This window comes from Paractinoplanes pyxinae, from assembly GCF_026626335.1.
In the GTDB taxonomy this organism is placed as follows: domain Bacteria; phylum Actinomycetota; class Actinomycetes; order Mycobacteriales; family Micromonosporaceae; genus Actinoplanes; species Actinoplanes pyxinae.
In genome coordinates this window covers 237,452-253,792 of record NZ_JAPNTZ010000013.1, presented here as the reverse complement: position 1 = coordinate 253,792, position 16,341 = coordinate 237,452, and the positions used below count along the sequence as shown (strand labels likewise).

Genomic DNA, 16,341 nt, shown 5'->3' with positions numbered 1-16,341 from the left:
CGCCGAGCCCGGCCGCTCGTGGCAGACCGGACCCGGCGGGAACCCGAGGGCGGCTAGCTCAGCCGCTCGATGATCAGCGCCATGCCCTGACCGCCGCCGACGCACATCGTCTCGAGACCGATGCTCTTGTCGTGCCAGTCGAGCGAGTTGAGCAGCGTGCCGGTCATCCGGGCGCCGGTCGAGCCGAACGGGTGCCCGATGGCGATCGCGCCGCCGTTGACGTTCAGCTTCTCGATCGGGATGCCCAGGTCCTGGTACGACGGGATCACCTGGGCCGCGAAGGCCTCGTTGATCTCGACCAGGTCGATGTCGCCGATGCTCATGCCGGCCCGCTTGAGCGCCTGCTTCGACGCCTCGACCGGACCCAGGCCCATGATCTCGGGGCTGAGCGCGGTCACGCCGGTCGAGATGATCCGGGCCAGCGGCGTGATCCCCAGCTCGCGGGCCTTGGTGTCGCTCATGATCACCACGGCGGCGGCGCCGTCGTTGAGCGGGCAGCAGTTGCCCGCGGTGACCCGGCCGTCCGGGCGGAACACGGGCTTGAGCTGCGACACCGCCTCCAGCGTGACACCCGGCCGGGGGCCGTCGTCCTGCGACACGACAGTGCCGTCGGGCAGCGTCACCGGAGTGATCTCGCGGGCCCAGAAGCCGTTGGCGATGGCCTTCTCGGCCAAGTTCTGACTGCGTACGCCGAACTCGTCCATCTCCTGGCGGCTGACCCCCTTGATCTGGGCCAGGTTCTCGGCGGTCTGCCCCATCGCGATGTAGACGTCGGGCAGCCCGTTGAACTCGCGCGGGTCGGTCCAGGTCTGGCCGCCCTCGGCGAACTTCGCGGTACGGGCGCGGGCCTCGTCGAACTTCGGGTTCTCCCAGCCGCCGCCGACCAGCTTCTGCGCCTCGGACGGCAGACCGTCGGAGCTGCCCCGCGCGTACCGCGAAACGGTCTCGACACCGGCCGAGACGAAGATGTCGCCCTCGCCGGCCTTGATCGCGTGGAACGCCATGCGGGTGGTCTGCAGCGAGGACGAGCAGTAGCGGGTGACGGTCGCGCCCGGCAGCCCGTCCAGTCCGAGCTGGGTGGCGACCACGCGGGCCATGTTGAAACCCTGCTCACCACCGGGCAGCCCGCAGCCGAGGTACAGGTCCTCGATCAGGGTGCGGTCGAGCTGCGGCACCTTGCTCAGCGCGGCGTCGACGATGGTGGTGGCGAGGTCGTCGGGACGCAGGTCCCTCAGAGATCCCTTGGCTGCACGGCCGATGGGGGATCGAGCGGTGGCGACGATGACAGCTTCCGGCATGCGCCCAATTTAACTGGCCGGTAACTTAGCCGGAAGTACAACTTCGTCACACACAAGTCATGTTCGACTACGAAAACGTCATTGCCCTCAGCCCGCGGGCGTCATAGCCGCCTTCACGACAGCCGGGTACAGGGCGTGCGCCCACACCCGGTAGCCGTCGGCCGACGGGTGGAAGCCGTCGTAGCAGAGGGTGCCCGCGTCGGCCCGGAACACGGCGCCCGTCTCGTCAGCCAGGTGCACGACGGAACCACCGGCCGCGACGACCGCCTTGGCCTGAGCCTTCGCCATGCGCCGCCCGAGCACGCCGGCGACCTGCCGCAGCGGCGGGGCGATCGCCCGCAGCGCGCCCAGGTCGGGGCAGGTGCCCACGACGACCCGTACGCCCGCCTCGCGCAAGCGACGCACGGCCGTGCCCAGCTGGGCCGCCGACTCCTCGGGGCTGCGCAGGCTGGTCGCGTCGTGGGCGCCGATCAGCACCACGGCGACGTCGGGACGCTCGCCCAGCAGCGCCCGCGCCACCTGGGTGCCCAGGTCGGACGAGCGGGAACCGGCCACACCGACGCTGGACAGCAGCACGTGCCGCTCGCCGACGTCGGCGTTGCCCTCGGCCAGCAGCCGGGCCAGGTGACCGCCGACCGTCTCGCTCAGCCACTCCACACCCACGCCGATCGCCGCCGAATCACCCAGCAGCACGAGACGCAGGGGCGGAGCCGAGACCCGGCCCATGGACGTGCGCAAGGCCAGGCCCATGGTCGGCTTCGCGTAACGGCGGGCCTTGGCCGCGAGAATCTCGCCGACCAGCAGGGCCGCGCCGCCCACCGTGCCGGCGAGCAGACCGGTGGCCGCCGCTTTACCGATCCGTGCGTTCAGACCAGCCATCCCACTCGCCTCCCAGCGTCTGCCTTTTCGGCGACGGTGCCGCCTGCTTCCCCGGCGACGGCGCCGCCTGCATTCCGGGCTTCCCCGGCGACGGTGCCGCCTGCTATCCGGGCGATGCTGCCGCCTACTTCCCCGGCGACGCTGCCGTCACGAAGCATGCTGTTGATCCTCCGGTGTCCACCCTACGGCGCTCGAGGCCGACCGGCCGCCGGGAACGGACTGCCCCTCCGCCCCGGGGGCCGCCGGCGCCGAACGGTGCCCGAACCACGAGCGCGGCTCGCCGAACCACGGATGCCGGCGCAGCACCGCCCACCGCCCGGCCGCACTGACCTCGGTGCCCGGCGCCTGGACGGCCTCTTGCGCGGCCTCCTCCAGACTGCGTACCCCCTCGCCGCCGGTCAGAACCGCGCGGTCGTCCTCACCGAGGGCGGCCAGCAGGGTCGGGAGCACCACTGCGGCGGCCCGGGCGTACCCCTCGGCCGACGGGTGGAAGTGGTCGGAGCTGAACATGCGCACCGGGTCGGCCTCGAACATCGGCCCGAGCAGGCCGCCGATCGACACCGTACGACCGCCCGCCGCGACCACCGCGACCGTCTGCGCCGCGGCCAGGTCACGGCTCCACTTGCGGGCCAGCCAGCGCAGCGGCGGCTTGATCGGCTGGATGGCGCCGATGTCCGGGCAGGTGCCGACGACCACCCGGCAGCCGGCCTCGCGCAGGCGGCGCACCGCCTCGCCCAGATGGTGCACGGCCGAGGAGCGGCCCGAGGCGTGCGTGACGTCGTTGCCGCCGATCAGGATGATCGCCACGTCCGGCGCGTGCTCGAGGGCGGCGTCGACCTGGTAGGGCAGGCCGGACGACATCGACCCGACCACGGCCAGCCGGTGCAGGCGGACCGGCCGGTGCAGGCGGCGCGACACGCCGGTGGCCAGCAGCGCGCCCGGCGTCTCCCGGGGCCGGTGCACGCCGTACCCGGCGGCCGTCGAATCACCCAGAATGACCATGCTGATCGCCCGGCCGCCGAACTTCCCGCCGTACAGGCCGTCACCGCGCGGAGGCGGCGCCTCGGCCATCGGGATGATCCGGCGGGCGTCCGCCGCCTGCCGCAGCAGCAGACCGGCCGAGAGGGCGGTCACCGTGGCCAGGGCGCCCGTCACGCCGCCGAGAATCTGACCGGCCAGTTTGATCCGGCGCCAGTCCTGGGCAGAGATCTGAATGGTGCTCACAGGCTCCCTCGCTGTCGCTCGCGGTCCTCGAGATCGGTAACAGTGGGGAATTCGAGGTTATCGCGCGGCTGCGACAGGCAATCATGGCGGGCGCAAGTCATGCTGGTATGACCGGAAGGAGAACGGCATGGCGAAGACCCTGAAACGGACGGCGGCCTTCGGCGCGCTCGCCAAGGCCCTGATGTCCGGGGCCCGCGGTGGCCCGTCCCTCTCCACCCGCATCGCGGCGATCCCGCGCATGATGAAGGCGACCACGAAGGGCCAGTACGACGGCGGGCTGCGCCTGGCCATGATGGCCGCGGCCACGGCGTACGTCGTCTCGCCGGTCGACTTCATCCCCGAGCTCTTCCTCACGGTGTTCGGCCTGGCCGACGACGCCGTGATGGTGGCCTGGCTGGCCGGCGCGGTGCTGGCCGAGACCCAGCGCTTCCTGGAGTGGGAGCGGCAGCAGGACCGCATAGTCGTAGTCTGAGGTGTGCGCTATTACGACAACGTCGTCGACATCATCGGGGACACCCCCCTGGTCAAGCTGAACAAGGTCACCGAGGGCATCGCCGCCACCGTGCTGGCCAAGGTCGAATACTTCAACCCGGGCGGCTCGGTCAAAGACCGGATCGCCATGCGGATGGTCCTCGACGCCGAACGCGACGGGCTGCTCCAGCCGGGCGGCACCATCGTGGAGCCCACCAGCGGAAACACGGGTGTGGGGCTGGCCCTCGTCGCGCAGCAACGAGGCTACAAGTGCATCTTCGTCTGCCCCGACAAGGTCAGCGAAGACAAAAGGAACGTGCTGAAGGCGTACGGGGCCGACGTGGTGGTCTGCCCGACCGCGGTCGCCCCCGAAGACCCGCGCTCCTACTACAACGTCTCCGACCGCCTGGCCCGCGAAGTGCCCGGCGCGTGGAAGCCCGACCAGTACAGCAACGCCGCGAACCCCCGCTCCCACTACGAAGAGACCGGTCCCGAGCTGTGGAAGCAGACGGACGGGCGGATCACGCACTTCGTGGCCGGGGTGGGCACAGGCGGCACGATCACCGGGGTCGGGCGCTATCTGAAAGAGCAAGGTTCCGGCGTACGAGTGATCGGGGCCGACCCGGAAGGGTCGGTCTACTCAGGCGGAACGGGGCGTCCGTACCTGGTCGAGGGCGTGGGCGAGGACTTCTGGCCCACCACGTACGACCGGGAAGTCTGCGACGAGATCATCGAGGTCTCCGACTCCGACTCCTTCGAGATGACCCGCCGCCTGGCCCGCGAGGAAGGACTGCTGGTGGGCGGCTCCTGCGGCATGGCCGTCGTGGCCGCGCTCGAGGTGGCCCGCCGAGCCGACCCGGGCGACGTCGTCGTGGTGCTGTTGCCGGACGGAGGCCGCGGCTACCTGTCGAAGATCTTCAACGACGACTGGATGGCGCGCTACGGCTTCCTGCGTACGGTCGAGGGCGCGCCGACGGTGGCCGACGCCCTCGAAGGCAAGGGCGGAACGATGCCGCCCCTGATCCACGTCCACCCGACCGAAACAGTCCGCGACGCGATCGACTACATGCGCGAGTACGGGGTGTCGCAGCTCCCGGTGCTGAAGGCAGAGCCGCCGGTCGTGACGGGTGAGGTGGCCGGGTCGATAGCCGAGAAGGCGCTGCTGGACGCGCTGTTCACGGGGCAGGCCCACCTGCACGACACGATAGAGCGCCACATGGCCGAGCCGCTCCCGATGATCGGTGGTGGGCAGCCGGTCAGCGAGGCCGTGTCCCTGCTCGAGAAGTCCGACGCCGCGATGGTGCTGATCGACGGGAAGCCGGCCGGGGTTTTGACTCGGCAGGATCTGCTGGCTCATCTGTCCTGAGCTTTGCTTGCTGCGGTTTAGTCTTTCTTGCTGTGAGCGGGTTGGGCTTTCTTGCGCTGGGACGGCCGGGGCCGAGGGTGACCATGCTGGGCTGAAAGGCGATACGCCCTGCATGGTCACCCTCGGCCCCGTCCTTGCGGGGTTTCACCTCGCTCTAGGGCGGTGATCGGCGCTTCTCTGATCGGGAGGTGCGGCGCGTAGACCCGTGCGGGTTGGTGGTCTGGCTGCCGCGCGGTGGCGGAGGTGGGCCGTTTCGTCACCCGGGCGGGCCTGGGTGGTGGGTCATGCGTTCGCACCGTGCCGCTTGCGGTCACCGGCCCCTCTGCGGGGTGGTCGGGCTTGCTGCTCCGGGCGGTCGGCTACGGGCTTCGGCCCTTACTGGCAGGCTGCGACGTTCATCTGCCGTCCATCGCGGCGCTCTCGCTGGATGGGTCGCCCACTAGCGTCTCAAGACCGCTCGGCGCTACCTCCGCTGCCGATCATGAGATGCCTGGCTGCGTGGCGGTGCGATACTTCGCGGCATGGTCGAGCGCAGCGAAGCGGGCAGTCTCCTGCTGGTAGCCATCGTGGACATGTCGCCTTCCCACGCCGCCGAAGGCAGGCGCTACGAGGACGCCGTCCTGGCAATGCTGTCCCGGCACGGCGGTGCACTCGAGTCCCGCCTCTACAGCACGGACGCCCAAGCCGAGGTCCACACGATCCGCTTCGAGTCCCGCGCCGGCTACGAAGCCTTCATGGCCGACCCCGACCGCCTGGCCCTACGAGCCCAACTGGGCGACGCCGCACCCACCACCCGCGTGATCGAGGTCTCCGACCCTTCCCGCTGAGCCAAGCGCAAAGCCCCAGCCTCGACCGCGGTTCCCGACACGCCCTCCGTCGGCGCTCACGAAGAGCATCTTCCGCCGAGTCGCGAACCCTCGCCGGCAACCACCCACCACGCTCAGGCATCGCACTCCGCCGTGCCAATCGCAACGAATCCCTCGCAAACACCCTCAAGCGTCCCAGCCGCCCATTCCGGCGTGACCTTCAGGACTGTTCCAGGACGATGCGTCGCCTCTGCCACGCTCAAACCCACCGCCACGCTTCGCACTCACGGCCACGCCTGAGCGTCTGCGCCTCGCGTTGCGCTCATGGCCTCGCCTCGCGCTCACGCCTGGACGTCTGCACCTCGCGTCGTGCTCACGGCCACGCCTCGCGTCGTGCTCACGCCCATGCCCATGCCTCGCTCACGCCCACCCTCGCGTCGCGCTCACGCCCTCGCCTCGCCCTCGCGTCGCGCTCACGCCCATGCCTCGCTCACGCCCACCCTCGCGTGGCGCTCACGCGTCGCGTGGCGCTCACGCGTCGCGTCGCGCTCACGCCCTCGCCTCGCCCTCGCGTCGCGCTCACGCCGATGCCCACGCCTCGCGCTCACGCCTCGTGGCGCGCTCACGCCCAAGCGTTCTTGCCTCGCGTCGCCCTCACTGTGGCACCTTTTGATCACGGCCGCGCCCTTGCGACTAGTGGCGCGGGCCTGCGTATACGGTCTCGGCGCCTGCGGCTCGCGGCGCATTCGTGGCCGCGCTTTGGGCTCGTGGCCGTGCCCTTGCGAACGCGGCCGAGTGTTGCGTTCATGGCCTCGCGTCGACGGGTGCGCGTCGGGTTGACGGCGAGTTGGCCGTCCACGCTGGTGGTCACGCGAAACGGGCATGGTCGCGCGGTGCGTGGTGGGCTCGCTTTGGCGTCTGCGACGAGTCTGGCGTTTAGGGGGAGTGGGTCAGAAGCGGCCGCCTCCTCCTCTGCGGCCGCCTCCGCCTCCGCCGCCGCTTGTGCGGCGGCCTCGGGAGGCGCTGCCGCCGAAGCCGCCGCCGTGGTAGCCGCCGGAGCGGGCGCCGCCGGAGAGGATGCCGCCTAGGACGGCGCCGGCGAAGGCGCCTGCGTCGAAGCCGCCCTGGGAGCCGCGGCCGCCGCCCCAGCCGCCGCCGTAGCCGGGGCCGCCGCCCCAGCGTTGGACGTCCAGGTTGGCGGAGCGGGCGGCGTTGGCGGCCAGCTGGCGGGCCTGGCGGGCCTCGGCCAAGGCCGTGGCGGGGTCTGTGGTGGCGACGCTTTCGGCTACCGACAAGTGGCGTACGGCCTCGGAGAGGGTGGCCCGGGCCTCGGAGCGGACGGCGCCGCGGCGGGTGGTGATGAAGTCGTTGGCCGCGGCTACCTCGGCGCGGGCGACCGGAAGTTCCTGGGACAGGAGGCTGCGGTCGTGGGCCAGGCGTTCGGCGACGTCTCTCGCCTCGGCCAGGGCGGCGTCGAGGGCGGCGTCGGCGGTCTGCAGCCGGGCCACGGCGTCGACCGGGTCGGGTCGCTCGGCGGAGAACGCGGCGCGCACCTCGGCCAAGGCCTGTTCGCCGCCGGTGATGGCGGCGGTCAAGCCGGCGGGGGCGACGGTGTTGCCGGTCAGGGCGGCTCGGCCGGCGGCGATCTCGCCGGTGATCTCGTTGATCAAGGCGTCGGCCGCGGATCGGGCGGCGGGCAGGTCGGCGGCAGCCCGGGCCACGGCGGCCACCAGCTGGTCGGCCTGGTCCACAGCCTGCTCGGCGGCCCGGACGGCCAGCGCGGCCTCGGCCCGGTCACCACCGGGCACGCCCGCGCCCACGCCGGGCCGGACACCAGCGCCAGGTCCCGCGCCCGCGCCAGGCGCCGCGCCAGCGCCAGATCCCACGCCCGCGTCAGGCCCGGCACCTGCGCCCGCGCCAGGCCCCGCACCAGCGTCAGGCCCGGCACCTGCACCAGCGTCAGGCCCGGCACCGGCGCCCGTGGCAGGCCCTGCGCCCGTGCCAGGAGGTGGGGCGGCCGGGGTGGCACCGGGGGTCGGGTGGGTTGCGCTGGTCAGGGCATGCCGGGCGTTGGTCAAAGCGGTGGCGGCGAAGGTCAGGCGTTCGCGGGCCTGGTCGACGTTGGTGGCTATGGCGGTGACCGTGCTGCCGGAGTAGGTGGCCGTCAGCTGTTTGAGCGTCGCTTCCGTGGCGGGCAGCGCGGCCTCGATGGTGGCACGGCGCTGGTCGATTTCGGTGGCGGCCTCGGCGGCTCGGCCTTCCAGGTCGCGCAGGCGGTCGAAGGCTTCGGACTCGGCGTCGAGGCGGGCGTCGGCCGCCTCGCACAGCGAGATGATTTGGGTCAGCGTGTCGCGTCGCTGGGTGGCGTCGGGGGCGGGCACCTCGTCGAGCGTCATGCGCAGGCGGAAGGCCTCGGCCACGTCCTGCCGGGAGGATTCGAGGGCGGCCTGGAAGGGGGCGGTGGCCTCGGGGCCGTACTGGGCGACGGCCAGGGCCAGCTCGCGTTCGCCGGCTCGCAGGTCGTCGTCGAGCTCGATGAGCAGCGCGTTTGCCCTGGCGGTGAGCTCTTCGGCAGTGGGGCCGGCGGGGGCCGCGGGAGCGCCGGCGGGTGCGGTGTGCGCCACCGCCCGGCGTTTGCGCAGCCACATCCAGGCCAGCACGATCACGACGATGATGCCGAGCACCAGGAAGATCCAGCCGAAGTTGCTGGAGCCGGTGGCGGCGTCGGTGTAGCCCTGCGCGCCCGCGATCACCGCGCCGGACCAGTCGCTGCGGCTGAGCGCCGGTTCGATGTTGTTCGCGGCGACGTCGGCCAGCTCGCGGTCGCTGATCCGCGAGTCCTCCGGGAACGAATAGGCGTACGCGCGATCGGTGACCGCAACGGCCAGCAACGCGTCGCGGTTGCCGAGGTCGCTGAGCCGGGCCGTCTCGTCGGTCCACTGCTGGGCCGGGGTGCCGTCGAACGAGTCGACCAGGACCACGAACAGCTGGATGCCGGTGCTGTCTTGCATCTCGGCCAGAGCCGCGTCGACGCCGGCGCGGTCGCTCAGGACGCCGCCCGGATCAGTCACCTGGGTGGCCAGCCGCTCGGGCGCCTGGGCCACTGCGGGCCCGGCCACGAGCGCGACCGCCGCCAGGGCGGCCAGCAGCATCACGACGCTTCGGCTCAGCTTCGAAGTCACCAGCCCAACCTAGGGCACAGCGAGCCCGGAGGCCCGGCCCGATCCCAGCCCTGTGGACAACTCGCGGCACGAAAGAAAATGCGCGCGGACCGGCTCGGCAAAGCCGGTCCGCGCGCCACCCGGCCGGGGGAGGAGCCAGCCGGGCGGTGGAAGGTCAGTTCATTTCGGCGGGCACGGTGACGACGTCGACCAGAGCGTTCTTGCGCAGCAGGGTCATCGGCAGGTCGGCGCCGATGGCCGGGCCGAGCATGAGCCGCTGCAAAGCCTGCACAGTCGTGGTCGGCTGACCCCCGGCCGTGATGATGATGTCGCCCAGGTAGATGCCGGCCTTGCCGGCCGGGCTGCCCGGCACCACCTCGACCACCCGGAGGCCCAGCTTCTGGCCCAGCCGGTCGGCCAGCGCGGGCGGCAGCGGCGCCGGAACCCCGGCCACGCCCAGCCACGCCCGGCGGACGCGGCCGTTGGCGACCAGCTCGCCGATGATGGAGCGGGTGGTCGCGTTGATCGGCACGGCCAGGCCCAGGCCGTAGCCGGCCACGGCCGTGTTGATGCCGACCACGGTGCCGGTGGAGTCGGCCAGCGCCCCGCCGGAGTTCCCCGGGTTGAGGGCGGCGTCGGTCTGGATGACGTTGTCGATGATGCGGACGCGGCGGCCGTCGCGGGCCGGCAGCGAGCGGCCCAGGCCGGAGACGACCCCGGCCGTGACGGAGCCGGCGAGACCCATCGGGTTGCCCACGGCCACGACGAGCTGGCCGATCTTGAGGTCGTCGGCGTTGCCGAGCGGGGCCGCGGGCGCGCCCGGGTTGTGCACCCGCACCACCGCGAGGTCGGAGAGGGGGTCCGCGCCGACCACGTCGAAGCGGGTTTCGGTGCCGTCGGCGAAGTCGGCCGTGCCGCCGGTCGCGCCGGCGACCACGTGAGCGTTGGTGAGCAGGAATCCGTCGTCGGTGAAGGTGACCGCCGAGCCGGCGCCCTGGCCGCGCGACGTCCGCACGGAAAGGGCCGCGACCGACGGCAGCAGGCTGGTGGCGACGCCGGTCACCACACGGCTGTAGGCATCGAGCGCCTGTGATTCGACACCCGTGTGTTCGGTATCCATGGACGCTTCAACGCGGGCCCGAGCTGCATCGATGCCCGTGCGGCGTCCGCCCACGGCGAACAGGGGCAGTCACGCTGGGTCGCGACAGTCGCACAGAGTGTCCGCTGGGGGGATGGCGGTGCGCTGTTGTATGGGTCGTGACGGACGTATGACGACCGACACCCACGAAGCCGACGGAAGGGCAGGGGAATGGTCATCGCGGACCAGGCGGCACCGGCCGACATTGTGGACCGGCTGCTCTGGCGGGACGCCCAGCAGATGCTCGGCCGGCACGCCGGAGCCGGCGCCGACGGCAACTGTGTCTGGTGTGGATGGCGCTGGCCGTGTGCGCCCCGTCGTCTCGCCCAGCGGGCCGACATAGCGTCGCGCCGGCCGTGGCGGGAGGCGTGGACCGTACGGCATGACCTGAACAGCATCCGGTCGATGCGCGGCCCCGACGACTACCGGCCGCCGTCGCCCAACCGCGGCTACTTCTCATAACTCAAAACGACCACCGACGTCGCCCGTCAGCTTGACCTCCCCCGGCAGGCCATGGCTACCCGGCCCGGGCCGGCGTCGTCCGGCGAGGAGTCCGCTGCGCCCCGCCAGCGTCGCGATCTCCCGCCTGCAGGACCCGCCCTCGAACCGAAAGCAAGGACCGGCATGCCTCCGCCGGTCCAGCGTCTCCGGCCAGACGCGCCCCCGGTTCGGGCGGGAAGGTTGGCGGGAGTGCGAGACCACAGGTTCCCCCGTTCCATCAAGGTCTCGCGCTCCCGCCCAGCCCAGAGCTCACCGAGCCGGGCCAGGTCAACGAGTACCGGAGCTGGTCGACCGGCTCCCCGTTCACCGGCTCGTTGCGCTCGGCGCCATCGGCGACCCAGCCGCCCGCCTCGTAGAAGCGCCGCGCCCGCGTGTTGTCCTTCAAGACCCACAGCACCGCCCGCGAGCCGCCGATCGCCGCCAGCTTCTCGAGCGCGTCCACCATCAGCAGCCGCCCGACGCCCGCTCCGACCAGCGACGGCGAGACGTGGATCGCGTACAGCTCGGCCGCGTCCGGCGTCTCCGACGGCCCGACGTAGGTGAACCCGACAACGTCGCCTTCCGAGAGGGCCACGGTCAGCACGTGGGTGTCCCTCTCCCAGCGGTACCGCTCGGTCCACCACTCGCCGAACGCCTCGGCCGTCCGCAACTCCAGCGTCTCGGGCGACAGAATGCCCGCATAGGCCGCCACCCGTGACCGCTGATGCACCGAGCCGACGGCCATGAGATCAACTTCTTCCGCCGTACGCAGGGAAACGCGCATCACCCGACCGTAGCGCCGCGTCGTGGTGGCACCGGCACTCGGCCCAGGTCTTCGGCGACGACGATCTCACCGGCGAACGACTGCCGGGCCTCTTCCAGGAAGCGCGACGGATCCTGATAGCGCTGCGAGAAGTGGGTCAGAACCAGTTTCCGTACGCCGGACTCGTGCGCCACCGCGCCGGCCTGAGCCGCGGTCAGGTGCCCGACCAGGGCCGCCATCTCCGCGTCCTCGGTCAGGAACGTCGACTCGATGACCAGCAGGTCGACGCCGGCCGCCAGCTCGAACACGCTGTCGCACAGGCCCGTGTCCATGATGAAAGCGAAGCTCTGGCCGGGCTTCTCGACGCTCACTTGATCGAGGGTCACGTCGCCGAGGCGGCCCGCCTTCTGCAACTCGCCGACCGCCGGGCCGCTGATGCCGTGCTCGGCCAGCCGGGACGGGACCATGCGGCGCCCCGACGGTTCGTCGAGCCGATACCCGTACGTGGGAAGGGAGTGCCACAGTGGCAGCGCCGTGAGCCGCCCCGCCGGGGTCTCGACGACGCAGCGCGCGCCGGAGAGGGGCGAAGCCACGATCTCGGCGTTGTCCCAGTAGCTGGTGGCGTGCCGCAACCTGTCGTAGAACTGCTGGCCGGCGCCGGGGTAGTGGACCGTGACCGGGTGCGGCACCTTGTCGAGCGAGATGCGCTGCAGGATGCCGGGCAGGCCCAGGCTGTGATCGCCGTGGAAGTGGGTGATGCAGATGCGCTTGATCGGGGTGACCGCGAGGCCGGCCATCAGCATCTGGCGCTGGGTGCCCTCGCCCGGGTCGAACAGGATCACCTCGTCGTCCCAGCGCAGCAGGTAGCCGTTGTGATTGCGATACCGCGTGGGCACCTGACTCGCCGTGCCGAGCACGACCAGTTCGCGCACGAGCACCCCCGGAGATAGAAGCGACCCCTGGGGACTTCCGCACACGTATGCACGGTCCGGTCGGACAAGGCCGGATCCCCAGGGGTCGGGTGGCTATCTGGTATTCGCCGCACCGCTGCCACACGGTCTCGACGTACTACTGACGAAGCTGTCGAGGACAGCGGCTAGCGGACAGCCACCTCACGAGTCCCGTTGCTATACAACTTCGGACCACCTCCCTTCACGTGTACGGCCACGTTAACCACCGGAGGCGGTGCTCGCCAACACTTTTTGAATCACTACAGACGCGGGAATACCCGGGGCGACATCTCGGTGCCCTCCACGGCGAGCGCGGCCGGCCCGACGATCAGCGGATCGGGCGTGCCGACGATCTCGGGGTCCTTGTTGTCGTAGTCGAAGCGGTTGAGAACGTGCCGCATGGCCTCGAGCCGGGCCCGCTTCTTGTCGTTGCTCTTCACCACGGTCCACGGCGCGTCGGCGGTGTCGGTGTAGAAGAACATCGCCTCCTTGGCCTCGGTGTAGTCCTCCCACTTGTCGAGCGAGGCCAGGTCGTTCGGCGAGAGCTTCCATTGCCGTACGGGGTCGACCTGCCGGATGGCGAAGCGGGTGCGCTGCTCGCCCTGCGTCACCGAGAACCAGAACTTGACCAGGTGGACACCGGAGCGCACCAGCATGCGCTCGAGCTCGGGGGTCTGCCGCATGAACTCGAGGTATTCGGCGCGGGTGCAGAAGCCCATCACGCGCTCGACGCCGGCCCGGTTGTACCAGGAACGGTCGAACAGCACGATTTCACCCGCCGAGGGCAGGTGGTTGATGTAGCGCTGGTAGTACCACTGGGTGCTCTCGCGCTCGTTCGGCTTCTCGAGGGCGATCACCGAGGCGCCCCGGGGGTTCAGGTGTTCCATGAAGCGCTTGATCGTGCCGCCTTTGCCGGCGGCGTCGCGGCCCTCGAACAGGACGACCAGCCGCTCACCCGTGCTCTTGCACCAGTTCTGCAGCTTCAGCAGCTCGATCTGGAGCAGGCGCTTGTGGTGGTCGTACTCCTGGCGGGGCATCCGCTCGTCGTACGGGTAGTCCTGGCGCCAGGTGTCGACCGGGGTGCCGTCGGCGTTGAGCAGCACCGGGTCGTCGTCATCGTCGTCGGCGACCCGGTAGCCGCCCAGTTCGGTGACCGGGCCGTCGTAGGGGCCCGTCGTCAGCTCGTCGTCGAACCCGTTGTGCTGCGTCTGCTCCGCCTCGGATTGCATGCACTGTGCATACCCGGTTCGGGTGACAACTCAACGAGCCACCAGGTGAACAATCAGCCCAGCCACTTGCGGAAGATCTTCTTGCGCGACGTCTCGACGACGACGGGCAATTGCGCGTACGTGTCCTTGCCGACCTGTTCCTGCCGGGCCCACAGCACCCCGAACCAGAAGCTGTCCTGCCCCAGCTCGTGCAGCAGCTCGCGGGCGACGACCGAGTCCTGGTGGGCGCCGAGCACGTCCTGCAGCTCGGTCAGCGCGTCGACCAGCTTCTTCGCGGGTTTGCCGGCCGCCGGCTGGAAGACCTCGACGGCGTACCGGGCCCGCTTGTAGGCCTTGCGGGCGTCGTGCAGCTCATGGTCCTCACCGTGCGCCAGCGCCTCGTCGAGCAGGGCGTCCGCCTTGGCCAGGCTCTTGGCGGCCCGCCGGATCGGGTCCGCCTCCACCGTCTGCTGCGCGGCCAGCTGGTCGATGCGGTCGAGCAGGGTCAGGTAGCGCTCGCTCTCCAGCGCCTCTTCGAGCGCGGCGCGGCCCTCGGCCACCTGGTTGTCGAGGTGCTCGCGGATGCGGGCGGCCACCGGTCGGAACTGCTCGCCCGCCTCGTCCAGCCCGGCCAGCAGCTTGCCCTCCTGCACCTGGCCGTCGCGCACCTGGCCCAGCAGGTCGGCCAGCCACTTGAGCTCGTCGTTGAGGTCGGCCGCCTCGGGGAAGGACCGCTTGAACGTCTTCAGGGTGCTGCGCAGGCGCCGCGTGCCGACCCGCATCTTGTGCACGGCCTCGGCGTCGCCCCGGCGCACACCCGGGTCGTAGCCGGTGATGGCGTCGCGCTGCTCACGCACGTACTGCAGGACCGGACTCTTCGGCTTCTTGGAGGCGGCCGGCGCGGGCCGGTTGCCGACCGCGCGCGACACCTTGGACGGGCCCTCGGCCGGGGTGGCGCCCGCCTGGAACAGCAGCTTCTCGACGGCGGCGAGCAGCTTGGGGCTGCCGTCGACCAGCTCGACCTCGACCTCTTGCCAGCGCTGCTCGCGGCCGTCGGTCTCGGCGATCACCTGGTCCTGCGCGACGAGGGCGAGCGTGTTGCCGTGAGCGTCGCGCAGCGGCGTCTCGACCCGGTGCGTGCGCAGTCGGGCGATCGGGCGCAGGCTCTCGCGCCGGACGATCGCGCGCACCTGGCCGACCAGCTCGGCCGGCACCACGTCCGGCGTGCCGTTGAGCGGAAGGCGATGCTCGGTGCGATCGGTGCCCTCGCCGGGCGTCTTCAGGTGCCAGCCCGCGTCGCCGCCCCCGGTGCGCCGCCGCAGGGTGCGGCGGTGACGCATGAGGGCGAAGTCGTCGGTGTCGAAGTAGATGGCGTCGAGGTCATGCGTCTCGGCGCCGTCGGTGCTGCGGATCCCTGCCTTGCCGGCGAGATCGGGCAGCCGAAACTCAGTGGGCACGTCGTATTTACGCTCTGTTTCGCCTGCGATCTCCATCCGTTAATACTGCCCGAACGGGTGACCCTGACACAGGCCAACTTGTTCGCAGGTTGCGTACAGCGGAACCACAGGAATCGCTGGCACCGTTGCCGCATGGAAAAGTCGGAGCGTCGCCCCGTCTCGCTGGCCGGCCTCGGCCTGATCAGTGCCGGCGCGGTCCTCGGCCTGGCGCTGGCCACACCCGCCCCGTCCTCGTCGCCGGCGCCGCCGCAGTCCCAGGCCCAGTCGGCTCCCGCCCCCTCCGAGGACGAGCAGAACTAGGCCGCCATCGGCCGCCCGCCCAGGCTGCGCAGATAGAGCGCGCGAGAGTAGTGGGCCGAGGCGGCCCCGTAGTACATGGTGGCCAGCCCGACATAAAAGCCGTTGTTGGTGATGGCGTTCTTGGCAGTGGTCGAGGCCGACCACCGGATCTCCGCGTCCGACTCGCTGATCCCCTTGCGGATGCACCGCAGCCGGTTCATCTCCTTGCCGGTCTTCCAGGTCTCGAGCGCGTCCTCCGCCTCCCGCATCGACTCCTCGGCCTGCTCGGCAAGCGACTCCGCCAGGTTCCAGGCGCGCCGCTCCTCGTCGTTGTAAAAAATCGGCATGGTCCACCTCCCGCAGCCCCGCTGACACTCCCCAGTGTGCGAACGATGTCGGGACATGTCGATCTTTTCCACTCCGAGGCATGAAAACAGCCCCCGGCAGTGCGAGGGATCTATATCTGAGCGGTCACCATGTTGTCGTTGCCGCCACGGCAGGAACGTCGGCTGGGACCGCAGGCCGGACGACTTCGAGGAGCCGTCGCGGCCGTAGCGGCACACATGTCACCCGAGGCCGTAGATCTTCCGCAGGTCGAGCAGGTGATGGCCCTGCACCCGGCTGTGGCGGAGGTCGAGGACCAGTACGAGGAAAACGTTCGCGGTCTCGCAGCGGACCAGCACGTGCTGGGTCTCGGGGGCCGGCATCGTCCAAGCGTGCTCGACCACGCCGTCCGAGAAGTCGTGACCATCGAAATCCTGGTCAGGGATCGCCTCGAAGTACGGCCAGAAGTCGAACGGCGGCGATTGATCCAGCCCGGCGGGGACGGGGTGCGGGTCCAGGGTCGCCTTGAACTCCGCT

Annotated in this window: 16 protein-coding genes; 5 read left to right on the top strand and 11 right to left on the bottom strand. The window is 70.9% G+C overall.

The genetic code is table 11. The features are described 5' to 3' along the window. Window positions 1-53: 53 nt before the first annotated feature. The 3 genes from OWR29_RS33695 to OWR29_RS33685 form a co-directional block, all read right to left on the bottom strand. Window positions 54-1,298 (bottom strand): acetyl-CoA C-acetyltransferase, encoded by a 1,245-nt coding sequence (locus OWR29_RS33695; RefSeq protein ID WP_267567423.1) that lies wholly within the window; start codon window positions 1,296-1,298, stop codon window positions 54-56. Between the two features lie 87 nt (window positions 1,299-1,385). Beyond that, window positions 1,386-2,177: an SGNH/GDSL hydrolase family protein gene (locus OWR29_RS33690; RefSeq protein WP_267567422.1), complete on the bottom strand. Its 792-nt coding sequence runs from the start codon at window positions 2,175-2,177 to the stop codon at window positions 1,386-1,388. Window positions 2,178-2,324: 147 nt separating this feature from the next. After that, window positions 2,325-3,401, bottom strand: coding sequence for an SGNH/GDSL hydrolase family protein (locus OWR29_RS33685; protein ID WP_438872694.1), 1,077 nt, complete (start codon window positions 3,399-3,401; stop codon window positions 2,325-2,327). Between the two features lie 127 nt (window positions 3,402-3,528). Between OWR29_RS33685 and OWR29_RS33680 the strand changes: the two genes are divergently transcribed. From OWR29_RS33680 to OWR29_RS33670, 3 genes are all read left to right on the top strand, one after another. Continuing rightward, on the top strand, window positions 3,529-3,873 hold the full coding sequence (locus tag OWR29_RS33680; protein ID WP_267567421.1) for a YkvA family protein: 345 nt from the start codon (window positions 3,529-3,531) through the stop codon (window positions 3,871-3,873). Window positions 3,874-3,876: 3 nt separating this feature from the next. Further along, entirely contained in the window at window positions 3,877-5,238 is a 1,362-nt protein-coding gene (locus OWR29_RS33675) for a cystathionine beta-synthase (RefSeq protein WP_267567420.1), read from the top strand. A gap of 521 nt (window positions 5,239-5,759) precedes the next feature. Next, window positions 5,760-6,065: a hypothetical protein gene (locus OWR29_RS33670; RefSeq protein WP_267567419.1), complete on the top strand. Its 306-nt coding sequence runs from the start codon at window positions 5,760-5,762 to the stop codon at window positions 6,063-6,065. Between the two features lie 929 nt (window positions 6,066-6,994). Here the strand turns inward: OWR29_RS33670 and OWR29_RS33665 are convergent. Further along, window positions 6,995-9,226 (bottom strand): TPM domain-containing protein, encoded by a 2,232-nt coding sequence (locus tag OWR29_RS33665; protein WP_267567418.1) that lies wholly within the window; start codon window positions 9,224-9,226, stop codon window positions 6,995-6,997. Between the two features lie 154 nt (window positions 9,227-9,380). After that, entirely contained in the window at window positions 9,381-10,325 is a 945-nt protein-coding gene (locus tag OWR29_RS33660) for a S1C family serine protease (RefSeq protein WP_267567417.1), read from the bottom strand. Between the two features lie 189 nt (window positions 10,326-10,514). On the opposite strand from OWR29_RS33660, the gene OWR29_RS33655 reads away from it, so the two are divergent. Beyond that, the gene (locus tag OWR29_RS33655; protein ID WP_267567416.1) at window positions 10,515-10,805 is read left to right on the top strand and encodes a hypothetical protein; all 291 of its coding nucleotides are present in this window, start codon (window positions 10,515-10,517) and stop codon (window positions 10,803-10,805) included. A 256-nt stretch (window positions 10,806-11,061) separates the two neighbouring features. On the opposite strand, the gene OWR29_RS33650 is transcribed toward OWR29_RS33655, so the two are convergent. The 4 genes from OWR29_RS33650 to OWR29_RS33635 form a co-directional block, all read right to left on the bottom strand. Then, window positions 11,062-11,607: a GNAT family N-acetyltransferase gene (locus tag OWR29_RS33650; RefSeq protein WP_267567415.1), complete on the bottom strand. Its 546-nt coding sequence runs from the start codon at window positions 11,605-11,607 to the stop codon at window positions 11,062-11,064. Beyond that, complete coding sequence (locus OWR29_RS33645; RefSeq protein WP_267567414.1) at window positions 11,607-12,518, bottom strand: ribonuclease Z; 912 nt, start codon at window positions 12,516-12,518, stop codon at window positions 11,607-11,609. The genes OWR29_RS33650 and OWR29_RS33645 overlap by 1 nt, the downstream gene beginning before the upstream one ends. Before the next feature lie 278 nt (window positions 12,519-12,796). Further along, a complete protein-coding gene (gene ppk2, locus OWR29_RS33640) occupies window positions 12,797-13,765 on the bottom strand; it encodes a polyphosphate kinase 2 (RefSeq protein ID WP_267567413.1) in 969 nt (322 codons plus the stop codon). A 53-nt stretch (window positions 13,766-13,818) separates the two neighbouring features. Continuing rightward, on the bottom strand, window positions 13,819-15,237 hold the full coding sequence (locus OWR29_RS33635) for a CYTH and CHAD domain-containing protein (RefSeq protein WP_267567412.1): 1,419 nt from the start codon (window positions 15,235-15,237) through the stop codon (window positions 13,819-13,821). Between the two features lie 96 nt (window positions 15,238-15,333). Here OWR29_RS33635 and OWR29_RS33630 point away from each other — a divergent pair, with 96 nt between their 5' ends. Then, window positions 15,334-15,501 carry a hypothetical protein gene (locus OWR29_RS33630; protein ID WP_267567411.1) on the top strand — a complete coding sequence of 56 codons (168 nt, stop codon included), beginning with the start codon at window positions 15,334-15,336 and terminating at the stop codon, window positions 15,499-15,501. Here OWR29_RS33630 and OWR29_RS33625 read toward each other — a convergent pair. Together OWR29_RS33625 and OWR29_RS33620 are read right to left on the bottom strand one after the other, a co-directional pair. After that, the gene (locus tag OWR29_RS33625) at window positions 15,498-15,827 is read right to left on the bottom strand and encodes a hypothetical protein (protein ID WP_267567410.1); all 330 of its coding nucleotides are present in this window, start codon (window positions 15,825-15,827) and stop codon (window positions 15,498-15,500) included. The two genes, OWR29_RS33630 and OWR29_RS33625, sit on opposite strands and share 4 nt — an antisense overlap. 219 nt (window positions 15,828-16,046) lie before the next feature. Continuing rightward, on the bottom strand, window positions 16,047-16,187 hold the full coding sequence (locus tag OWR29_RS33620) for a hypothetical protein (RefSeq protein ID WP_267567409.1): 141 nt from the start codon (window positions 16,185-16,187) through the stop codon (window positions 16,047-16,049). Window positions 16,188-16,341 lie beyond the last annotated feature (154 nt).

Bases quoted from the DNA above. Each gene is read 5' to 3' on its own strand.
- OWR29_RS33625 (WP_267567410.1), bottom strand. From the start codon at position 15,827: ATGCCGATTTTTTACAACGACGAGGAGCGGCGCGCCTGGAACCTGGCG.
- OWR29_RS33690 (WP_267567422.1), bottom strand. From the start codon at position 2,177: ATGGCTGGTCTGAACGCACGGATCGGTAAAGCGGCGGCCACCGGTCTG.
- OWR29_RS33630 (WP_267567411.1), top strand. From the start codon at position 15,334: ATGGAAAAGTCGGAGCGTCGCCCCGTCTCGCTGGCCGGCCTCGGCCTG.
- OWR29_RS33695 (WP_267567423.1), bottom strand. From the start codon at position 1,298: ATGCCGGAAGCTGTCATCGTCGCCACCGCTCGATCCCCCATCGGCCGT.
- OWR29_RS33680 (WP_267567421.1), top strand. From the start codon at position 3,529: ATGGCGAAGACCCTGAAACGGACGGCGGCCTTCGGCGCGCTCGCCAAG.
- OWR29_RS33655 (WP_267567416.1), top strand. From the start codon at position 10,515: ATGGTCATCGCGGACCAGGCGGCACCGGCCGACATTGTGGACCGGCTG.
- OWR29_RS33650 (WP_267567415.1), bottom strand. From the start codon at position 11,607: ATGCGCGTTTCCCTGCGTACGGCGGAAGAAGTTGATCTCATGGCCGTC.
- ppk2 (WP_267567413.1), bottom strand. From the start codon at position 13,765: ATGCAATCCGAGGCGGAGCAGACGCAGCACAACGGGTTCGACGACGAG.
- OWR29_RS33660 (WP_267567417.1), bottom strand. From the start codon at position 10,325: ATGGATACCGAACACACGGGTGTCGAATCACAGGCGCTCGATGCCTAC.
- OWR29_RS33670 (WP_267567419.1), top strand. From the start codon at position 5,760: ATGGTCGAGCGCAGCGAAGCGGGCAGTCTCCTGCTGGTAGCCATCGTG.
- OWR29_RS33620 (WP_267567409.1), bottom strand. From the start codon at position 16,187: ATGCCGGCCCCCGAGACCCAGCACGTGCTGGTCCGCTGCGAGACCGCG.
- OWR29_RS33635 (WP_267567412.1), bottom strand. From the start codon at position 15,237: ATGGAGATCGCAGGCGAAACAGAGCGTAAATACGACGTGCCCACTGAG.